This window comes from Parapedobacter koreensis, from assembly GCF_900109365.1.
Lineage (GTDB): Bacteria > Bacteroidota > Bacteroidia > Sphingobacteriales > Sphingobacteriaceae > Parapedobacter > Parapedobacter koreensis.
This window is the reverse complement of record NZ_FNZR01000009.1, coordinates 155,748-176,405: the sequence shown is the minus strand read 5'-3', so window position 1 is coordinate 176,405 and position 20,658 is coordinate 155,748. Positions and strand designations below refer to the sequence as shown.

The following is a 20,658-nucleotide window of genomic DNA, read 5'->3' as shown; positions in this document are numbered from 1 at the left end:
TGTTTGTAAAGCTAATTGTTAACGCGTTAATGCAAACTTAGAAAAACTTCATATGCTCCAATTTCGTATACACCAATTTTACATTCGCATTATAAAAAGGTAATAACGATTTACGTGCCAAAAAGTAAAAAGCCAGTGCTATGTGATGAAAATCATTTTTTTCCGCTATTCCTAATAAGACCACAGGTCTTGTTCAAAATCAACCAAACCCTTTTTAATGCGTTCAGCTTCATATAAGCGGTTCAGCCCATTATCAATGTAATCCCGAATACGCAAATCTTCGGGATTGGACTGTTTAACGATATAACTGGCAAATAGACGTTTAATGAATACGTCGTCATAACTCAACCCCGTTGCATCATTCTGGCGAGATGTTACCTCCTTATTTATAAAGACGTGCCTGGCTTCTGGAAAATAAATCCAAAAGGCTGGGTAGGCATCTGCTGCGATAGAAGGATTATCTGCCGCACCCATGCTGGGGACGTCCGCGGGTGCACCTGCCCCGATATCGTCAGTAGCCCCACCCATGATTTCATCAATTTTTGGTGTAATCAGTGGAGCGATGCCAATGATACGGGGTTCGAACACGGAGCGTTGTTTGTCGAATATCCAGTCTTCTTTGATGCGAAAACGAACGATGTCTTCAGGGTTGAAGGTGGCTGCCTCAAAGTGGGAAGCAACCACGTTGCCATTTTCATCAAACTCTTCCACTAGCGTACTGTCCGTACCGAACCTACCTAATACCTGGTCAGGGGCAAGCCGTGTCTTGAAACTATCACCAGTAGGATCGTCCTCGGTGGGTGTCGGATCATATGCCGTAAGCTCACCTGCCAATACGGCCTCCATAATTACGTCTATCAGCCTGGACTTTGGTGAAGCATAGAGACTGTTCATCTTCTCACGGATATCAAACTCACGCCATATCCGCTTTACATAAGCCACATCCGTGGGACGTATGATGGGGTAAGGAATGACCTCCCTGCCCAATATGTCCGATTTGACGTAATAGCCGTCTACAGGGGGTTCTTCCGCCGTAATTGGAGTTGTGCTATTAGAAAGATTACCCTGTTGGGCTGACGTGGTAAGCACAATGAACATTGAAACCAAAAAAACATACACTTTCATTGTCATAACCTCCTTAAATCGCTAAATTAATTAATTCTAAACGAAATTGGATCTAATTCTTGCTGTACACCATCAGGTCCTACAGCAATGATGCCATAAAAGAATACAAAAGAGCCTTGTGAGACAGAACCTAAAGCGTTTTGCATGGGGGCGGAAAGCGTTCCGTCCGTGCCTTGGTACGGCCCCATCGGATCGACCCTCGGTTTCTGTATCAGCATTGAAAAACGGGAAATGTTAAATTTGGCATCAAACTCAAAATCGTCAAGCGCCGCAAAAATACGGTTCTGTCCTTTGATTTGAGCTGCAGCCACAGTTCCCCCTGACCGGCCAGCTACGCGTGCCTGCGGTTTCGGAATGCGCTTTACACGGAAATTAGTAGAACCAAGGGATTGTGTTTTATCGCCTATATTAGCAGATACATTGATACTTGCCGTGCCAGTCTGGGTTACGCGGGCTACATATTTGCCACCCGATCCAGATACACTTACGCCCTGTCCACTTACGGACAAACTCTCTTTGGGGATACCTGGTGCAGACACGGAAATGGGGTTGTCGACACCGATATAAAGGACGTTCATCGCATCTGGCGATACCACTGCCGATGGCCGGGCTACTTGATAGGTCTGGGGTTCGGTGACGTATTCTTTGACTGTACCGTCGGTCTGTTTTACGCGGATGGTGCCTGTCCAATTGAAAACACCCTCGCTGTTTGTGTTGACGGAGTAATTGGCTTGCCCATCAGTCACAGGCAATGGACTATTCCCCACGTAAATTTCAGGATTGGCCTTGGAATCATAGGCCGTCAGGAATACTTTGGCCGTATACGGCTGCCCTTGTATAATATACGACGAAGGGGCCACAGCTACCGCGGCAAACCTGTCCAGGTTTACAACAGCCATGTCCATTTCACCGAAGATGTGTTTGACTACGGCTGCTTCCGCATTTTTGACGTCGGCCTTTATTTTTTCCAGCGAGGTAATAGCTGCCGTGAGCGGTATACCATCACCGAAGTTGGATTCCTCCCAATTTTTCTTTATACCAGCACGTGGTGGCGGATCCTGGGCATCTAATGAAAATCCAACCTCGTTATTTGATATAGCCAGCAGTTTTTCGCGCGTTTCGCTGATGAGCGCACGTAGCTTTTCAGCCCGTTTTCCACGTACCATCAGCCGGAAACTAATGTCCGTACTGCTCCTGTTCCTTAGATCACCTGTAGCTTCATTTTCTCCGCCACCGGCTTCCGTCAACAGCGCCTGCAGCGAATCTACATGGGAAGAAAGGGTATTCGCCAATTGGCTGGCCTCCTCTGCTTTGGCCAATATGGGAGTTGCTCGTTCAGGTTCGTCTTTGAGTTTAGTTTCCCGAAACGCACTGAACATATTATCTATACCCGTCTGGGTGTTCTGTGTCGATGTGCCCAAACTTGTTGCTAAGTTCTTAAAGGCATCAAGTACGGAATCACTTACATTCAATGCTACCAAACCCAGTAGCACCAAATATAAGATTCCGATCATTTTCTGCCTTGGGGTTTCTTTTCCGCCTGCCATTGTAACAAATTATTTTTTTTTAGATTAACTAATTTTCTTTATAATTTGTTTATGTTATACACGGGGTTGGTTCATTGCGGCCAGCATATTCCCATAGATGGCATTGAGTGAAGCGAGGTTCTTGTTCAGATGGCTTACATGCTCTTTAAGCTGATGGGTATCTGTTGCCGATTCATTGAAATTTTTCAACGTCTGCGCAATGCTGTCGTAATGTTGGGTGATGCTTTTCAGCTTCGTTCCGGATTCCTTGAGTTCCAGCTCGTATACGGTATTGAGTTGTTGCAGGTTATTCGCAAGTTTGCCTACTTGCTCTTGGTAAGTTTTTGCATCGGCGCTGGCACTACCGATATTGGCGAGATCATTGGACGCCTTTTCAAAGGCGGTGTTCAGTTTATCAAATCCGGAAGTAGCTACTTTTAGTTTGTCTGTAAATTGGGTGGTAGCCAACGAAGCATCCGATACGTTGGATATGGCAGCCACCTTATCGCCGAATGAGCGAAGCCCTGTGCCCAGGTTTCCAATCAAATCGGGCGTTATTTGTACATCTTGAAGCATTTTGTCAAGTGCAGCGGTGGTACCCACGCTGGCGCCTGACCTGGTAGATGCTTTCGGCAATTCGCCTTGGTAGCCATCCGCCAATTCGGGATATACGCGTGTCCAATCGGGTTCTTTAGCTTCGGCTTGGAAGCCCAAGACGAAAAATAATAATGCTTCTACAGTCAGCCCTATAGCAATCATCCATTCTCCTCCCTGGAAATGTAATATCTTGAACATCAAGCCAACGATAACCACAGAGGCTCCCCATGAGATGAGTGTGTTAATGCCGAATTTTAATTTGCGTTTTTCTGCCATGGTAGTGATAGATAATAAAATAAATTATGTGAAAGTTGATTGTAAAATTTCTTAATTATTCATTGGGTCTACTCCCGGATAAGCCGACACACTTCTGAAACCAATGTAAGATTTGGCAGTGTCCTGGTACTCATAAGCACGTGCAGAATTTTGCAGGAAATACCCGACATCTTTCCAAGAACCACCCCGTATGACCTTACGCTGCAAGGATTGGGGATCCCCGGGTTCGGCGTCATATCGATAAGTAGGATTCATGTCATGGACAAACGAAGAAGCAGACTCGTTGAAAGAGGAAGAAGTCCATTCTGCCACATTGCCAGCCATGTTATATAAGCCGAAATCGTTAGGAAAATAGGAGTAAACAGGAGCCGTATAACCAGCGCCGTCATCGATGTAATTTCCCCTTCCTGGTTTGAAGTTTGCCATCAAGCAGCCTTTCGCATTCCGTGCGGATGGACCGCCCCAAGGGTATTGCGAACCTACGCGGCCGCCCCGTGCTGCATATTCCCATTCCGCTTCGGATGGAAGCATATAAGGCTGTCTGATTTCCCGGTTTCCTCCCCTTCGGCTCCGTTGGTGATTTTCGAAAAGCCGGGAACGCCACGTGTTGAAGGCTTGGGCTTGGCGCCAGGTGACACCCACTACCGGATATTCATCAAACGACGGGTGCGAAAAATAGCCCTCGACCATGGGTTCATTCTGTGCATAGCTGAAATCATTGAGCCATACAGTCGTATCGGGATATACCAGGATAGTATCCCGCCTGATAAAATCGGAGCGTGTCTTCGTAGGATCGTTTTTTGCTGCGGTAGCAGCGCGCAAATCGTACCACTCATAGTGATAGCGCAATAGGCGTACGTCGAGTTCTTCTTTGCCGAAAATACGGTCTTCACCTTGATAATACATCTCCCGTGTACGCTCACGGACGGCCTGATCCCTCGAATTCCATAACGATCGCTTGCCGTTGTTTACCCTGGACCAATCGATGTATCGTTCATTGGTGCCTTCTACTTCGACAAAGTAACTGTCATCTTGTAAAAAATTGTATATCAAGATGGAATCACGTACCCAATTGACGAACTGCCTGTATTCACTGTTGGATATTTCGGTTTCGTCCATATAAAACGACGAGATGGTCACCTGTCTATTCTGAGCCACTTGGGCAAATGTAATATCCTGATCGGATTGCCCCATAATAAATGTGCCTCCGGGAACAAGCACCATCCCGTAGGGAGCCCGATTGGTTTTTAGGCGCTCACGTTTTACCCCAACTAACTCGCCTCCCCCGGAGTTGCTACAACCAACTGAAAAAATCGTTAATATAACAATGGATAGTAGCGGTAAATATCTTTTGTTCATTTAGATTTCATGATTGTGGTGCGAAATTACATGATCATTAACCATTTTCCCCGATTTTATAAACAACTTTAATGATTTATTCATAAAGTCCATGATCAATAACGCTTTGTGATAGCAAATTTCAAACCAAAATTATAGTTAAATAGCTTGCTTGCTCCATTCGCACAAATGTAAATATCTTTTTTCCAATATGCTCAAAAATAACGTTTTATAAGTAGATGAAATTCTCCGCCATTCCTTATCGGAATAACGGCATAAATTTATTAAAAGAAATGATATTTCTTTATGAAGAAAAAGATAATTTTAAAAAAGTCATTTTCAGCACGGCTTAGCACAATGCAAACGGACTACTTGTTTGCCGCTTTAATATATTGCTCAACCGCCATGGTCATGCTTGGGGCCTCCGGTGTGGGGGCTGCAATATCCAAAATCAAACCCCTGTCCAGTATAGCTTGGTGGGTGCTGGATCCGAAGGCGGCAAGACGTGTGTTATTTTGCTTGAAGTCAGGGAAGTTTTCGTACAAGGATTGTACGCTGGATGGGCTGAAAAAGACGATGATGTCATAAAAAACATCTTTCAAATCCGATAAATCGCTGACGACGGTACGAAAAAGTACTGCAGGTGTGACATTATAGCCATTTTCCTGAAGCCAATTATAAGTTTCTTCGTTGGCCACGTCCGAACATGGGTATAAAAACTTCTCTTTGGCATGTTTTTTCAATACATCGGCCAAATCTTTAGCCGTTTGCTTGCCAAAGAAAATTTTACGCTTACGGTATTGGATGTATTTTTGCAAGTATAAGGCAATGGTTTCAGAGAGGCAGAAGTATTTCAAGTCTGCGGGCACTTCATAACGCATCTCTTCACAAATGCGAAAAAAATGATCTGCAGCATTCCGACTGGTGAAGATGACCGCGGTGAAATCTGCGAGATTGACACGCTGTTCTTTTCGCACCTCACGTGCAGGAACCCCTTCCACATGGATAAAGGCTCTGAAATCAAGCTTTAGGTTGTATTTTTGCGCCAAAGCAAAGTACGGTGACTTCTCATTTTCGGGCTTAGGCAACGTTACTAAAATGCTTTTTACTTTCTTTGCTCTATCTGCTTCTGACACTTGCATGTTTTTTACGTTAATTGTTGAGTACTTTTACCAAAATAAGTACCGGAGCGATTTCGAGGCAGCAAAGATACATAAATAAATAAAATTTTGAAAATCGATGATTGGTCAATAGGTTGGCGACCGTTTTTGTAAGGCGGAAAAGAAACAAACACAACACAATGGTAAGTGATAGGGGGATAATCCAAACCATTTGGTTTTGTGGGACTAAAGTTAATGCCAATATCGTGGGCAAAAACACCAAAGCAGCATTAAAATAACTTAAATATAATATAGAGATGTACTCACGCACGAGGCGCTGTACATCAAAAACGAATCCCAAAAACCGTGTGGCTATGATTTTCAGGATAAACAGCAACATCACGAATATGGATATCCCCAAAAATGATTCTATGCCATTGTTGCGGCTATGCGTGACATAGTATAGGTTACATACATAGAGAAACAGGCCGAGCGCAAAACCAAATAATATATATAGAAAAACGAATGGCCAAGAACTGTATAAGGTGTCTTCCTTGTTGATTTGCAGCAACACGCGATCGCTATAAAATGCGTGAATAATGGATACCACCTCATTGGGAAAAGCAGCCCGAATGATCCCGAGGAAAAGTAGCAACAAGCCCGCGGCAATGATCATCCAAGGCTCCCGCGTGGCTTTCTCATTGTCCATTTCGGTGTGTTTTTCAAGCGAACGAGCGAATGCGATCCACCGGATAAAATCTCCTTTTTCTACCACCACCAGCTTCCGCAAACTATCCACAAACTGGTTGGGCCGCCCAGGATCCGGCAAACCGATGTACTGCATGCGTAAGGCATCTTGTATGCGCGCTACAGAATCCGCCATCCGTTTTTTTTCGGCCAATTGTGCTTGCCTGATCGAATCCCGGACGGATACGGCAGATGGATTTTGTGGCAAAAAAGCTGAGGCACTCGCAAAAACAGCGGTTGAATGGGCACACCACAAGCCGATTACCAATACAAACCACCACTTTATTGCCATAAGTCGAATTAAGGCAGTAAAGTTAGTTAAAAATCAATGGTTTTATAAGCGCTTGATTTTTATGTTGCGGAAACTTACCCTATTTCCATGATCCTGCAACAAAATATGTCCGCTGTCCGCTTGGCCGAAATTGTCCCAGTTTTTATACTTGCTTTCGCTGACCAGTTTTTTGTATTCATCCGAACCTCGTTCATACTGCAATACCTTCTCACCGTTTAGGTAGTGGGTTACCGTGTTGTCCGGTGCGACGACAACACGGCCTTTGTTCCATTCCCCGATCGGACGTGTTGAGCGGTTGGTTTTCTGGGCAGGGATCAAATCATAAAGCGAAGCCAGTGTACGGTTGCCGTCTTTGCCCATCTTGGCATCAGGGTGGCGTTCGTCATCCAGTACCTGGTATTCAAGCCCGATGGCCGACCCGGTATTCTGTTCGCTCAATGTGACGAAATATTTCACCCCGCTATTGGCACCTTCAGTAAGTTTAAATTCGAATGACAGGTCAAAAGCGCCGAACTGTTCCGTGGTCACGATATCACCTCCGTTGGTGGATTCGCTGCCATTGGCAGGTAGTACGGTGATGTTACCATCTTTTATTTCCCACCCCTTCGTTGGGAACGTGTCTTGGTATGCGCCTATCCAGCCGGCATTGCTTTGCCCGTCAAACAGTAGTTCATACCCGCTTTGCGTTTCGTAGGCCGTGAGGCTATTTGGTGTCAAGTTTACCGTATAGATACCCTGGGGGAAATCCTGCGGTTGCAGGTTTTCGGTCTGTATCCGTATGTTTTTGAAATATACTTTTTTCCCCGCCAACGCAGAATCGCCGATACTGTGCACCTGTAAGCCAATGAATCCGGTGGCGTCGATGGTGTCCACCACATGGGCTACCGGGATGTCATTCACCCAGGTTTTCATTTCGTTGCCAATGGCTTCGATACGGATATGGTTGTATGCTTCCTTTTTATAAGCCGCCTTGGCTGCTTCATTCAGATCAAGCGGATAAAGCCAGCCACGGCGGGCTTCATCATAGATGCCACCGGTCCATGCACGGGGTGCAGGGTCTATCTCCACCTGCCTGCCATATACACGGCCCCGGCCGTTATTGGCCGTTTCGTCGATGTGGCTACGCGTCTGGACGCCAGAATTGGTCGTTTCGCCTTCCAGCTTGATGTCCAATTCAAGGATAAAGTCGCCATACTCATTTTCGGTAATCAGGAATGAATTGGGGGTGCCCGCGGTCATCGTCCCTACAATGGCGCCATCTTCGATTGCATAAGGAGCATTGCCTCCTACAGATCGCCATCCATCCAGTGTTTCGCCGTCAAATAGGGATTGCCATCCATCGCTTGCCTCGTTGGAAGTGCACGAAATAAGTACGGTACACGCCAACGTGATCGCAACTAAGCCCGTTAATCGTAAACCTTTGCTGTATAAAGAAGTGCTCATAACGCTATCGGTAAGTTAATCAAATAAATAGTTAGCTTTGCTGTCGTTGATTATAATTGATTTTTTCAATTATAACGATTTTTCGAGGCAAAAGTACAAGTTGTGTAGCGTTTTTTTACGAAAACGATGTCGTAAGCAATATGAAGGCAAATAACGAAACCAACTTCTTTGAGTGGGTGTACGAAATCGTCCGGCAGATTCCGGAAGGGCGGGTCACCTCCTATGGCGCAATTGCCCGTGCATTGGGTACTGCGGGTTCTTCGCGTATGGTTGGATACGCGATGCGCGCGGCACATCGGGCCAACCCACCCATACCGGCTCACCGGGTGGTCAACAGGATTGGCGTGCTGAGCGGAAAGATGGCGTTTGGAAGCCCATCACTGATGCAGCAGTTACTGGAAAATGAAGGCGTGGAAGTGGTGGATGACAAAGTGGTAAACTTTAGTGCCGTTTTCTGGGATCCTCAAGAAGTGATTTCTTTGTAGATATCGGGCAAAGTCCGTCCCATACCTTGGTAGTCAAGGCCATACCCAATCACAAAGTCATCGGCGATTTCGAATCCTACGTAGGCGATATTGTCAAACGTATACTGCACCGAATTGGGCTTCATCAATAATGTGCACACTGCCACCGAAGCAGGCTTTTGTTTATTTACCAAATCAAGTGTATGCTTTAAGGAGTTGCCGGTATCTACGATATCTTCGACAATAATGACTTCCCGGCCCTCAAGGTTGGTGTCCAGGCCGATAAGCTCATCCACCTTGTCCCGCCGTGATGAATCGTCGTATGATGAAAGTTTGATGAAAGACACCTCACAGGCCATATGGATTTGTTTCATCAAATCGGCCATAAACATAAAACATCCATTGAGCACGCCGATGAAAACAGGGTGCTGGTGCTCATAAGTCACATTCAATTGGATACCGATGAGCCGAATCCGCTTTTTGATTTGGTTGTAATCAATGATGCGTTCGAATGTTTTTTGATTGATGGTTACTTTCATGGGTGATCCGGTGGGTTTTCTTCTTGTTTTTTATCCTTGCCGAATATACGTTCCAATAAGCCGCGGACTTCCTCCAGTTCTACTTCAAAATCAGTAGCGGGCATTTGCAGTTGCAAGGTATCTGCGGAGGCGGGTTTCTCGGGGCGCAGGGCATCGCGCAAGCTTACTGCATAAAAACCATAGGCTCCCGAAGAGTCGGCAGGGGCTAAACCGCGCCTGGCCATAATGTCACCTATATAATTAAAATAGGGCGAAATATACGGTTTAAGGCGGCCATCATAATCGAAAGAATACAAGCCGGTCTTGGGCCTGGGCACAATGCTTGCTAAGTAAATGCTCTCTCCCAATGTGAGCTGCGAGGGGTGCTTGCTGAAATAATAGCGTGCTGCCTCACTAATGCCATATACATTGCGCCCCCATTCAATGATATTAAGGTATACCTCATACATTCGTTCTTTACTTACGGCCCGTGTACTTTCCATCAGCCAGACAATGAGTATCTCTTCCAGCTTGCGCACTATCGTTTTATTCCGGTTCAGAAATACGTTCTTGACGAGCTGCATGGAGATGGTGCTGCCACCGCGCTTGAACGCTTTTTCTTTATAATTGATGGCAATTGAGCTGCGTATGGCATCTTCTACAAAGCCGTGGTGGCTAAAGAAAGAAGGATCTTCTGTCGTAAGAACGGCATGCTTAAGATTGGGTGAAATCTCCGCAATCGGAATGAAATTTGGATTTTCCGGGCCTACCACAATGTCGCGTACGGGTTTTTCCTCTTCATAGGGTGTATACACAAAAGTTGTGTTGATCTTTGGAATGTTGGCCTTGCCCCATGCGTTGACTTTAAAGTCCTCCTGTTCCATCTTGGAGCTGAATTGGACGCTATCCGGATTGCTGGAGTCAAGAAAAGCCTCCAGTTTATACTGGATATTGCCAGATACACGTATGCCGTCCAATGACTCGAAAAGCCCAGCGGGAAATGCGTCAAATAGATCCTGTGCTTCCATTTCCGGAGTTTCCAGCGCGACGGCGTAGGTCTTGCTGGGTGAAGTGGTATAACGGACATAAGGATGGATTTGCAGTTTTTTGACGGTTACCGTTGATTCGTTAGAAAGCTCCACATAATTGTTGCCCACGATTACTTCGGCATCAATATGTGCATCGGGAACTGCCACATCTTTTTGGGCAATTCGCCAATGGTTGACGTTTAGGTTTTTTACAGCCCATTCGCCTTTAATGTGCAGTAATTCATTGTTAGTCCAGTAGACCTCCCGTAGGCGCGTTTCAATCGTGTCGAAACTCAATTTCAATCCGAATTTTTCCTCAAGCAACGGCAACGCGATTTGCTGCCCGTTGGCATGGATCTTTACATAAAGCTGTCGTTTGCCCGGATTGAGCTTCCCGGATACCTGCCAAGCCGCTTCGCTGTCGTTGAGAAATACAGCAGAGGCAAGATTACCGTTGTCGATATCCGCTTTAGGGACACTGATACGCTGCTGGATGCTATCGTCGCGATAGGTCAGCAAGAAATTGCGCAACTCCATGTCTTCGGGAATTTTATAAAGGATGTTGTTGAGCATACGGTTGGCAGTTCTGGCCATATTGACGTTGGACTCTTCCGTATGCTCCATAAGTTCGGCAGTATCGATGGCTAAGGTATCTGTCGCTTGGAAAATGAAGTCATAATTGCTGATGCTGTCTTTTTTGACAAGCTGAATATGGGCATCCTGTACACGTAAACGGCCAAACCTTACGTCGCCCGTAATCAGTGGAAACAATTTTACGCTCACAGAAACTGCCTTCACGCCAGCCAGCTGATCCTTGCCTTTGGGAATCGCTTTGACATCTTCGAGTGTCACCGTGGTCAGCCCTGAAAAATAGGCGCTTCCTATCGTGAGATCTAGCTGGTGGTTTTCAGCCAAGGCAGCTTGTATTCGGGCAATAGTAGATGCCAGCATCGCTTCACGTTTGTTGTATGCAATCGCAAAGGCGATAATGATGCCCACCACTAATACAGCCACTATGCTCCCCCCGATGACAAGCTGTCTTTTGGTGATTTTACTTAAAAGTTCCCTAAACATATAATTCGCAACAATGCCGGCTTATTCTGGCGCCTAAATACGGGATAAATATCATTAAAAACAAAGATATGACAAGTTTGTGTTTGGCTTTCCGTAGTTTTGCGTTGCAAACAGTGATAGGAGCGATGATTACGAAAGAACAAGTGTTGCATGCGCTGAGCCATGTAGACGATCCCGATCTCAAAAAAGATCTGGTAACGCTCAATATGATTAAAAACGTGGAAATCACGCCATCGAAAATTCGTTTCGATGTGGTGCTTACCACACCGGCATGCCCTATGAAAGGTCCTATTGAGCATGCTTGCCGCAATGCCATCGCTTTATTTATAGATAAAGATATCGCCGTAGAAATCAATATGACATCCCATGTGATTGGCTCCAAGCGCAGCCAACTATCCAATATCAAAAATATCATCCTCGTTGCATCCGGCAAGGGTGGCGTAGGCAAATCTACCGTTGCAGCCAATTTGGCACTGGCATTGGGTGCTACGGGTGCCCGCACGGGACTTCTTGATGCCGATATCTACGGACCCTCATTGCCCATCATGTTCGGGCTGGAAGGGGCGCATCCCAGGGCTTCCAAAACGGCGGATGGCAAGACAAAGATTGAACCGATTGAAAAGTATGGGCTGAAATTATTATCCATCGGATTCTTTACGGATCCAAACCAACCCGTTCCATGGCGTGGCCCCATGGTAAGTACCGCTGTCAAGCAACTGTTTAATGATGCCGACTGGGGTGAGCTGGATTACTTAGTAGTGGATTTACCCCCCGGTACGGGCGATGTGCACATTACCGTAGCACAGGGCTTCCCTATCGCCGGGGCTGTGATCGTGACCACACCACAAAATGTGGCACTGGCTGATGCCGTGCGTGGCATCGGCATGTTCTTGATGGACACCATCAACATTCCACTCCTTGGTGTGGTAGAAAATATGGCCTACTTCACGCCGGCTGAATTATCGAACCACAAGTACTACATCTTTGGTAAAGACGGAGGCAAACGCTTAGCTGAGCGCTTCAATGCGCCATTTCTCGGTGAGATACCGTTGGTAAAAGGCATCAGTGATTCTGGTGACAACGGCCTTCCCGTGATGATGGACGAAGATAACCCCGCCGCTGCCGCATTTTTAGACATTGCCGGAAAGGTAGCGCAGCAATTGGCCATTGCGCAAGCTGTAGGGTAATCGGCGTCGCCCTTTATTCCGATTGTTGTTGTCGTAAAACGAAGGTTTTATTTATGCACGTTGAGCCGTACACGCTCTTTGTCGCTGGAAGCGACTTTCTTTTTGCGCGATGCCGCGCAGGTCTTTTGCCCTCACCGCCGGGCGGGCTCGGTACTTGGAAGCACCCAAGTACCCAAGGTGCTCGGCTGGAAAGCCTATCTTGCAGTTGTTTGCAGCTGGCCCGGCGCATCCCGCAGCCGCCCTCCTGCACAGGCATCTGCCCTTCGCTTCGTCGGTCTGCTTATCTTCGGCATGCCTCCGGCAATGGAATAAGGTTGGTGCCATCTTGCTGCTCACTGCGGCGATATACTTTCAGGCCGGTCCGGCTTCGAATGAAGATTTCCTGCCAGTACGGAGGATCGGTCCCGCTCCGAACGTAAGTCTATGCGGCTGTGCGCAGCAACCCACCGTACACCGTCAAATGCCGCATAGGAGATTTTGCGGTAAGCACGTTGATGCACTACCCTTGTAGCAAAAGATCCAAGCGGCGAGTCTTTGGTTACTTTCTGCGGCCAGAAAGTAACGCCAAGTCGCGGCGAGCGACAAAAAGCCCTGCGGCCAGCAGAAATTGCCAAAATAAAACCTTCATTTTTCCCAATCAGCGATTAATATTATCCAAAAAAAACCTACCTTTGACTCCAATGCTTTAGGGGTGCTTTCCGCATGTGATTGCGGAGGCTGAGAATAACCCTCATAACCTGCTCAGGATAATGCCTGCGAAGGGAAAAGTACCGGAGTCCTCACACCTTTTGGTGGCTTCCTAAGGCATGAAATTAATGAACATGCCGATATGGAAATCACTATCAATCAGCAAACAGTCAGCGTTAATCAGGGAATCTCACTTGCAGCGGTGCTGTCTGACTATGGCGTGCAGGAGCCCAAAGGCGTGGCGGTAGCCGTCAATGAAACCGTTGTCCCCCAAAAACATTGGCATGCCGCATTACTTCAACCCAATGATCGTCTTACTATCATCAAAGCGGCCCAGGGAGGGTAGCGCAACTTCTTCAAATAAACACAGTTATGAAAACCGAAAAACTCCCCAACGAAACAACGATTACGCGAATGCCGTTCCCACAGTCCAGAAAAATCTATGTGAATGGCAGCACCCCGGATATCCGTGTACCCATGCGCGAAATTTCACTATCCAAAACAACCGATCGCTTCCACAACGAGGTGGAAGACAACTCCCCGGTAACGGTGTATGACACAAGTGGGCCATATACCGACCTTGATATCGACATTGACGTGCGGAAAGGACTCCCCCGCATCCGCGAACGCTGGATTGCCGAGCGAAACGATACTGCGTCAATGCCGGGCATTACTTCCCTGTACGGCCAAGCGCGGCTTTCTGATCCTACATTAAACTACCTACGATTTGAACATAGCGCGAAGCCTCGTGCGGCCATGGCAGGGAAAAATGTGTCGCAAATGCATTATGCACGGCAAGGTATCATCACGCCAGAGATGGAATTTGTGGCTATCCGCGAAAACCAACGATTGGAAGCATGCTATCGCAACGATAATGCGATGTGGCAGCAGCACAAAGGCCAAAACTTCGGAGCCTATGTCCATGACGGTTTCATCACGCCCGAATTCGTTCGGCAGGAAATCGCCCTGGGTAGGGCCGTATTGCCTGCCAACATCAACCACCCGGAGACAGAACCCATGATCATCGGCCGCAATTTTCTCGTGAAAATCAATGCCAACATCGGCAACTCTGCCGTGACGTCCAGCATCGAAGAGGAAGTGGAAAAGCTGGTATGGGCGATTCGGTGGGGGGCCGATACGGTGATGGATCTTTCCACCGGCAAAAATATCCATGAGACTCGCGAATGGATTATCCGCAATTCGCCGGTGCCCATCGGTACCGTACCCATTTACCAAGCGTTGGAAAAGGTCAATGGCAAAGCCGAGGAACTGACATGGGAGATTTTCAAGGATACGCTCATCGAGCAGGCCGAGCAAGGCGTGGATTATTTTACCATCCATGCGGGTGTGCGGTTGCCCTATGTACCACTCACTGCCAAGCGCGTGACCGGCATCGTATCCCGGGGCGGGTCTATCATGGCCAAATGGTGCTTGGCCCACCATCAGGAAAGTTTCCTATATACGCATTTCGAAGACATCTGCGAAATCATGAAACGGTACGATGTGGCTTTCTCCCTTGGCGACGGTCTGCGGCCCGGTTCCATTGCCGATGCCAACGACGAAGCACAGTTTGCCGAACTGGAAACCCTCGGCGAGCTCACGGACATTGCCTGGCGGCACGATGTGCAGGTGATGATTGAAGGGCCTGGCCATGTGCCTATGCATATGATTAAGGCCAACATGGATAAACAGCTTGAGGCATGTAAGGAAGCTCCCTTTTATACCCTCGGCCCGCTGACTACGGACATTGCGCCGGGGTATGATCATATCACATCAGCCATCGGTGCTGCAATGATTGGCTGGTTCGGTACGGCCATGCTCTGCTATGTGACACCCAAGGAGCACCTTGGCTTGCCCAATAAGAAAGATGTCAAAGATGGGGTTATTACCTATAAAATTGCGGCGCATGCCGCTGACCTGGCCAAAGGACATCCGGGGGCACAGCACCGCGATAATGCGATGAGCAAGGCGCGGTTTGAATTCCGATGGGAAGACCAGTTCAACCTCGCGCTCGACCCGGATACGGCCCGCGAATACCATGACGAAACCTTACCCGCAGAAGGGGCTAAGACGGCTCACTTCTGTAGCATGTGCGGCCCTCATTTTTGCAGCATGAAGATCACGCAGGATGTGCGGAAGTATGCTGCGGAAAATAAGGTGGATAGTGCCGATGCGGTAGCAAGAGGGCTGGATGAAAAGGCCAAAGAATTTCGGGAAAACAATTTTGAGCTTTATTCTTAAGGGAAAGGTATGCAGCTGTCGGTCATCACGCGGGAGGATTTTTTCAAAGGGGAGGCAGATGCACTCAACGATCTATTTGAAGCGGGTTTAACGGGGCTTCACCTCCGCAAACCGCATGCAAGCCGTTATGAGATGCGGGCGCTGCTACGCAGAATCGATTCCTGTTTTCACAAATGTATCATTATGCATAGCCATATTACATTATTTGACGAGTTTGATCTATTGGGGGTACATCTTCCTTTGGGTATACTGCTTGAAAAAGGAGGCATGCAGAATAAGGGACAAATTTCCTGCTCGGCGCATACCCAAGCGGAGGTCGAGGCCGCTGCTCAGGTAGCCGACCGCACATTTATCAGCCCGGTATTTGATAGTATTTCCAAAAAGGGGTATGCCGGCAATGTATCGTTACTCACCATCCCAAGGCCTGAAGGAAATACGCTGTGGGTGGCGTTGGGAGGGGTCACGCCCGAGCATTTGCCTACCGTGTATCGGCATGGCTTCAAAGCTGCCGCTGTCATGGGATATATTTGGGAAGCCGGGCGATCTCGGCAGCGCTTTGAGGCATGCCAGGCTGCCGTCGCAGACCTGCCGTTGGCCTCTTCGGCATGCTAACCGGAGGTTTAATCACGTATTTGATTGCAAAAGAAAAATGGAACATATCAATAAAATGCATTATATCACCCATTCGCTGGCCGATTATCCCATCGTCCAGCAGGTGGAAGATGTTTGTAAAGGCGGTTGTATGTGGGTGCAGTTGCGTATGAAGCAAGCCAGTACGGACGAACGGTTGGCCACTGCGCTGGAAATATATCCGCGGTTGAAACGCTATGGTGCCAAATTAATCGTTAATGACGACGTATACGTAGCCAAGGTAGTGGATGCTGATGGCGTGCATATCGGCGCGGAAGACATGCACCCCGCGGATGCACGGCATATACTAGGCCCCGGGAAAATCATTGGTTGTACGGCCAATACCTTGGAAGATGTGCTTCGGCTTAGCCGATATGATATCGATTACATCGGAGTGGGCCCTTTTCGCTTTACGTCGACTAAGGAAAAGCTTAGTCCGGTTTTAGGACTGATGGGTATCCACCGGATCGTTGCCGCAGCGAGGGCTCAAGGCGTCCATGTTCCTCTAATTGCCATTGGCGGGATTATGTCCGGGGATATCCACAAGCTGAAGGAAACCGGAATATATGGCGTGGCGGTCTCAGGAGCGATACACAACGCCGCGGATAAGGTAGCGGCATGCCAAGCTATTGCGGCACTACTGGCCACTGATCACCAGTTACTGACCACCGATCACGCATTATCAAAAAAATGAAAGACACACTGAAAATAGCCGACAAGATTTTTTCGTCACGCCTGTTTGCAGGTACTGGGAAGTTTGGCAATCATCGAATCATGGAAGAGGCGCTGCTGGCTTCCGAAACGGAATTGGTAACCGTAGCATTGAAACGCGTGGAACATGCTGCGCAGGAGCAAGATACTTTATTGAAGCACTTGGCGCATGGTCACATGCACCTGTTACCCAACACATCGGGCGTACGCCATGCCAAAGAAGCGGTATTTGCGGCCCAATTGGCACGGGAAGCGCTGGAGACCAACTGGCTGAAGCTGGAAATCCATCCCGATCCCAAATACCTGATGCCCGATCCCGTGGAGACCCTAGCCGCAGCGGAGCAATTGGTGAAACTAGGTTTTGTGGTCTTGCCGTATTGCCACGCTGATCCGGTGTTATGCAAGCGGCTGGAGGAGGTAGGCGTGGCCGCCGTGATGCCATTGGGGGCACCTATCGGCAGTAACAAAGGGTTGGCCATGCAAGAGATGTTACGTATCATTATTGACCAATCCCATGTACCGGTCGTGGTAGATGCGGGTATTGGTGCGCCCAGCCATGCCGCTCAGGCGATGGAGCTTGGGGCGGATGCGGTGCTGGTCAATACGGCGATGGCTACGGCGGGCGATCCAGCAGGTATTGCCGAGGCATTCAAGTGGGCCGTAAAGGCCGGACGGCAGGCTTTTATAGCAGGGCTTCCCGGCCAGCAGGCCGCCGCCATAGCAACAAGCCCGCTCACGGCTTTTTTGGATTAGTGATAAGCAATAGGCTACAAGCTATAAGCCGTAAGCTTACAGCCTGCTGCCTAAAGCAAAAGAAAAAACATGTTTACACCGATATTCAATCAATACAACTGGGACAATGAGCTGCGATCCATCTATGGGATGACGGAAGGAGATGTGCAGCGTGCATTAGCACGGGAGCAGCGGACATTAACCGATTTCAAGGCACTAATTTCACCTGCTGCGGCACCTTATTTGGAACAGATGGCTTGGCTGAGCCAACAGGCTACACAAAAACGCTTCGGTAAGGTCATCCAACTGTATGCGCCGCTGTACCTTTCAAACGAATGCCAGAATATCTGTACGTATTGCGGCTTTAGCCTCGATAACAAGATTCCGCGCAAAACGTTGACAGCGGTAGAACTCCTTCAAGAACTGCTTGCTGTGAAGGCGATGGGCTATCAGCATATTCTGTTGGTGACGGGTGAAGCCCAACAACAGGTGGGTATGCCTTATTTCCGCCAGATGCTACCTTTGGTGAAGCAGCATTTCCAACACATCGCCATGGAAGTACAGCCGCTGGACGAGGCTGACTATGCCGAACTGCATACGTTGGGGGTAAATACCATTTTGGTCTATCAGGAAACCTACCACCGGGAAGATTACCGGACGCACCATCCGAAGGGCAAAAAATCAAACTTCGATTACCGGCTGGAATGTCCCGATCGCATCGGCCGGGCAGGCATCCACAAAATTGGTATCGGTGCATTGTTGGGGCTTGACGACTGGCGGGCGGACAGCTTTTTCGCGGCACTGCATTTGCAGTACCTGGAAAAGACCTATTGGCAAAGCAAGTTTTCGGTGTCGTTTCCCCGCCTGCGCCCTCATGTTGGCAGTTTGCAGCCTAAGTCGGTCATTACCGATCGCGAATTGGTGCAGCTGATCTGTGCGTGGCGGCTGTTCAACGGCGACGTGGAGCTATCCATGTCTACGCGGGAAAGCCCCCGCTTCCGCGACCATATCATCAAGCTGGGTATCACGTCCATCAGTGCGGGCTCAAAGACCAATCCCGGTGGTTACGCCGTTGAACCCCAAAGCTTGGAGCAGTTCGAAATAGATGACGGGCGAAGCCCGGCCGCCATCGCGCAAGTCATTAAGGACGCAGGGTATGAGCCCGTATGGAAAGACTGGGACCACGCATTGCAGTTGTAAACGAAATCTTATCTTTGTATCAATGGCACAGCAAGTACAACCGCTCACCCCAACGGAAGCACATTATTTCGATCGCCACTTGAAGCTGGCCGGCTTTGGCCGGGAGGCTCAGCAGCGACTAAGGGCTGCCCGTGTACTGGTGGTGGGGGCAGGAGGGTTGGGGTGTCCGGTCTTACAATACCTCGCTATGGCAGGAGTAGGCCATATTGGCGTCATTGATCCCGATACGGTAAGCTACCACAATTTACATCGACAGGTGCTGTTTTCACCGATGGATGTCGGGAAAAATAAGGCAGAGACCGCCGTGCAAAGGCTATCGGCTCAGCAACCTTTGGTGCAGTTCACCGCCTATATAGACGCTTTGTCCGTGGACAATGCGCTGGCGCTCATCGGTGCGCATGATTTGGTAGTGGATGGTACGGATAATTTCGAGACCCGGTACCTGGTCAACGATGCTTGCGTCATCCAGCAGGTGCCCTTCGTCTCGGGAGCGATAGACCGCTACACCGGACAGGTATCCGTGTTCAACTACGCAGGAGGCCCTACCTATCGCTGCCTATACCCTGAGCCGCCCGCTGTATGTGGTTCATGCGCCATCGATGGTGTACTCAATGTGCTGCCCGGCATTGTCGGCACGCTGATGGCCAACGAGGCACTAAAGGTGCTGGGTGGCTACGGTGAGGTACTGGCAGGCAAGCTGTTGTTGATAGACGTGAGCGGCAATGGTTATCAACTGTTCAGCTTTTCGGCCATGGAAGAAAATAAGCACATCCAGGCACTACAGCCGCAAGATGCATTTTCGCAGGATGAGGTGGCGGCAGACAAGGTGGTAGCCCCAACGGATAATGCGTTGCTGATAGATGTACGCGAACCGTGGGAGTACGCAGAAGGTCACGACGGCGCCCACATCAATATCCCATTGTATGAGTTGCCGCACCGTATGGATGAATGGGTGGTTAGCGGGCGCCCGATTGTCTTTTTTTGTACTTCTGGCAAGCGGAGCCGTTTGGCGGTAGAGTTAGCCAAACAACATGGCGTCACGGCATATGCGGAGCGGTTGGGGTGAGCGACTATCCGTGTCGGTGTAAGGTCGTAGCATTATTTTAGGGGTAGGATCCGGATTCTTTTTTTATGCTCATCAATGATAATCAATGCTCCCTTTTTCAGAATCGCTTGATAATCGTTTATTGTTGTAATTACTATTCGACTTAGGTACTCCACAGTGACGTTCTGCGTTCGTACTTGGATGACACTGGGTTTTTCGGCTTTAGTCAACGCTAATGCTGTACCAAAATCCAAGTCGTGGGTAAAAACAATGTGCTGATTTTCACGGGCCCAATCCATCAACATGCTATCGGGAGCATCAAACCTGCCTACAGTTGTCCAATGTACAGCTTCTATCCCATGAAGGCCAAAAGCTTGTACCCAGTCGGGTGACAGGTTCATGTCAATCAGTACTTTCATGCAATAATGAGCGGAGCTTCAAACTCCTCCGATCGCCATGCGGCATAAGTCAGCGCTTCGCGCAGGTCTTCTTCTTCCAAATAAGGATACATTTTCAAGATATCTTTATTAGAATAACCTGAAGCAAGTAACCCTACGAGCGTGCCCACTGTTATTCGCATGCCTCTTATGCAGGGTTTACCTCCCATTACATTCGGATCAAGTGTGATGCGTTCCAAACCCTTCATGGTGTTCTCCGTTTAACTGCTTGAGATAAAGTTAATGATTTTTTTCAGAAA

21 protein-coding genes and 1 riboswitch are annotated in these 20,658 nt (G+C 48.4%); of the genes, 9 read left to right on the top strand and 12 right to left on the bottom strand.

Annotation, left to right across the window (positions count from 1 at the left end):
* Nucleotides 1-171: 171 nt before the first annotated feature.
* The 7 genes from porN to BMW65_RS19340 all read right to left on the bottom strand — a co-directional run bounded on the left by porN (nucleotide 172) and on the right by BMW65_RS19340 (nucleotide 8,444).
* Nucleotides 172-1,125, bottom strand: a complete 954-nt coding sequence (gene porN / locus BMW65_RS19370; RefSeq protein WP_177181224.1) for a type IX secretion system ring subunit PorN/GldN — start codon at nucleotides 1,123-1,125, stop codon at nucleotides 172-174.
* Nucleotides 1,126-1,151: 26 nt separating this feature from the next.
* Nucleotides 1,152-2,672, bottom strand: a complete 1,521-nt coding sequence (gene porM / locus BMW65_RS19365; protein ID WP_090607982.1) for a type IX secretion system motor protein PorM/GldM — start codon at nucleotides 2,670-2,672, stop codon at nucleotides 1,152-1,154.
* Nucleotides 2,673-2,726: 54 nt separating this feature from the next.
* Nucleotides 2,727-3,524: a type IX secretion system motor protein PorL/GldL gene (gene porL / locus BMW65_RS19360; RefSeq protein ID WP_090607980.1), complete on the bottom strand. Its 798-nt coding sequence runs from the start codon at nucleotides 3,522-3,524 to the stop codon at nucleotides 2,727-2,729.
* A 51-nt stretch (nucleotides 3,525-3,575) separates the two neighbouring features.
* Complete coding sequence (gene porK, locus BMW65_RS19355) at nucleotides 3,576-4,883, bottom strand: T9SS ring complex lipoprotein PorK/GldK (protein WP_090607978.1); 1,308 nt, start codon at nucleotides 4,881-4,883, stop codon at nucleotides 3,576-3,578.
* A 347-nt stretch (nucleotides 4,884-5,230) separates the two neighbouring features.
* Complete coding sequence (locus BMW65_RS19350; protein ID WP_090607976.1) at nucleotides 5,231-6,004, bottom strand: uroporphyrinogen-III synthase; 774 nt, start codon at nucleotides 6,002-6,004, stop codon at nucleotides 5,231-5,233.
* A gap of 10 nt (nucleotides 6,005-6,014) precedes the next feature.
* On the bottom strand, nucleotides 6,015-7,001 hold the full coding sequence (locus BMW65_RS19345; RefSeq protein ID WP_090607974.1) for a DUF4271 domain-containing protein: 987 nt from the start codon (nucleotides 6,999-7,001) through the stop codon (nucleotides 6,015-6,017).
* A 42-nt stretch (nucleotides 7,002-7,043) separates the two neighbouring features.
* Nucleotides 7,044-8,444, bottom strand: coding sequence for a 3-keto-disaccharide hydrolase (locus BMW65_RS19340; protein ID WP_090607972.1), 1,401 nt, complete (start codon nucleotides 8,442-8,444; stop codon nucleotides 7,044-7,046).
* A gap of 140 nt (nucleotides 8,445-8,584) precedes the next feature.
* On the opposite strand from BMW65_RS19340, the gene BMW65_RS19335 reads away from it, so the two are divergent.
* Complete coding sequence (locus tag BMW65_RS19335) at nucleotides 8,585-8,929, top strand: MGMT family protein (RefSeq protein WP_090607970.1); 345 nt, start codon at nucleotides 8,585-8,587, stop codon at nucleotides 8,927-8,929.
* Here BMW65_RS19335 and hpt read toward each other — a convergent pair.
* On the bottom strand, nucleotides 8,908-9,447 hold the full coding sequence (gene hpt, locus BMW65_RS19330) for a hypoxanthine phosphoribosyltransferase (RefSeq protein WP_090607969.1): 540 nt from the start codon (nucleotides 9,445-9,447) through the stop codon (nucleotides 8,908-8,910). The two genes, BMW65_RS19335 and hpt, sit on opposite strands and share 22 nt — an antisense overlap.
* Nucleotides 9,444-11,528: a biosynthetic peptidoglycan transglycosylase gene (locus BMW65_RS19325; RefSeq protein WP_090607968.1), complete on the bottom strand. Its 2,085-nt coding sequence runs from the start codon at nucleotides 11,526-11,528 to the stop codon at nucleotides 9,444-9,446. The genes hpt and BMW65_RS19325 overlap by 4 nt, the downstream gene beginning before the upstream one ends.
* 125 nt (nucleotides 11,529-11,653) lie before the next feature.
* On the opposite strand from BMW65_RS19325, the gene BMW65_RS19320 reads away from it, so the two are divergent.
* Entirely contained in the window at nucleotides 11,654-12,715 is a 1,062-nt protein-coding gene (locus BMW65_RS19320; RefSeq protein WP_090607966.1) for an Mrp/NBP35 family ATP-binding protein, read from the top strand.
* 51 nt (nucleotides 12,716-12,766) lie between these two features.
* Here the strand turns inward: BMW65_RS19320 and BMW65_RS23940 are convergent, their stop codons facing one another.
* Entirely contained in the window at nucleotides 12,767-13,039 is a 273-nt protein-coding gene (locus BMW65_RS23940) for a hypothetical protein (RefSeq protein WP_143053934.1), read from the bottom strand.
* Nucleotides 13,040-13,392: 353 nt separating this feature from the next.
* Nucleotides 13,393-13,496, top strand: a riboswitch (TPP riboswitch).
* 48 nt (nucleotides 13,497-13,544) lie between these two features.
* Here BMW65_RS23940 and thiS point away from each other — a divergent pair.
* From thiS to BMW65_RS19280, 7 genes are all read left to right on the top strand, one after another.
* Nucleotides 13,545-13,748, top strand: a complete 204-nt coding sequence (gene thiS / locus BMW65_RS19310) for a sulfur carrier protein ThiS (RefSeq protein WP_090608160.1) — start codon at nucleotides 13,545-13,547, stop codon at nucleotides 13,746-13,748.
* A 26-nt stretch (nucleotides 13,749-13,774) separates the two neighbouring features.
* Nucleotides 13,775-15,643 carry a phosphomethylpyrimidine synthase ThiC gene (gene thiC / locus BMW65_RS19305; protein ID WP_090607962.1) on the top strand — a complete coding sequence of 623 codons (1,869 nt, stop codon included), beginning with the start codon at nucleotides 13,775-13,777 and terminating at the stop codon, nucleotides 15,641-15,643.
* Nucleotides 15,644-15,652: 9 nt separating this feature from the next.
* The gene (locus BMW65_RS19300; RefSeq protein WP_090607960.1) at nucleotides 15,653-16,255 is read left to right on the top strand and encodes a thiamine phosphate synthase; all 603 of its coding nucleotides are present in this window, start codon (nucleotides 15,653-15,655) and stop codon (nucleotides 16,253-16,255) included.
* 37 nt (nucleotides 16,256-16,292) lie between these two features.
* Complete coding sequence (locus BMW65_RS19295) at nucleotides 16,293-16,967, top strand: thiamine phosphate synthase (RefSeq protein WP_177181223.1); 675 nt, start codon at nucleotides 16,293-16,295, stop codon at nucleotides 16,965-16,967.
* The gene (locus tag BMW65_RS19290) at nucleotides 16,964-17,737 is read left to right on the top strand and encodes a thiazole synthase (protein WP_090607957.1); all 774 of its coding nucleotides are present in this window, start codon (nucleotides 16,964-16,966) and stop codon (nucleotides 17,735-17,737) included. Before BMW65_RS19295 ends, BMW65_RS19290 begins: the two co-directional genes overlap by 4 nt.
* A gap of 69 nt (nucleotides 17,738-17,806) precedes the next feature.
* Nucleotides 17,807-18,916 (top strand): 2-iminoacetate synthase ThiH, encoded by a 1,110-nt coding sequence (gene thiH, locus BMW65_RS19285; RefSeq protein WP_090607955.1) that lies wholly within the window; start codon nucleotides 17,807-17,809, stop codon nucleotides 18,914-18,916.
* Nucleotides 18,917-18,938: 22 nt separating this feature from the next.
* Nucleotides 18,939-19,982, top strand: a complete 1,044-nt coding sequence (locus BMW65_RS19280; protein ID WP_090607953.1) for a HesA/MoeB/ThiF family protein — start codon at nucleotides 18,939-18,941, stop codon at nucleotides 19,980-19,982.
* A gap of 32 nt (nucleotides 19,983-20,014) precedes the next feature.
* Here BMW65_RS19280 and BMW65_RS19275 read toward each other — a convergent pair whose 3' ends face one another.
* Nucleotides 20,015-20,380: a DUF5615 family PIN-like protein gene (locus tag BMW65_RS19275; protein ID WP_090607951.1), complete on the bottom strand. Its 366-nt coding sequence runs from the start codon at nucleotides 20,378-20,380 to the stop codon at nucleotides 20,015-20,017.
* Nucleotides 20,377-20,607, bottom strand: a complete 231-nt coding sequence (locus BMW65_RS19270; protein ID WP_090607949.1) for a DUF433 domain-containing protein — start codon at nucleotides 20,605-20,607, stop codon at nucleotides 20,377-20,379. The genes BMW65_RS19275 and BMW65_RS19270 overlap by 4 nt, the downstream gene beginning before the upstream one ends.
* Nucleotides 20,608-20,658 lie beyond the last annotated feature (51 nt).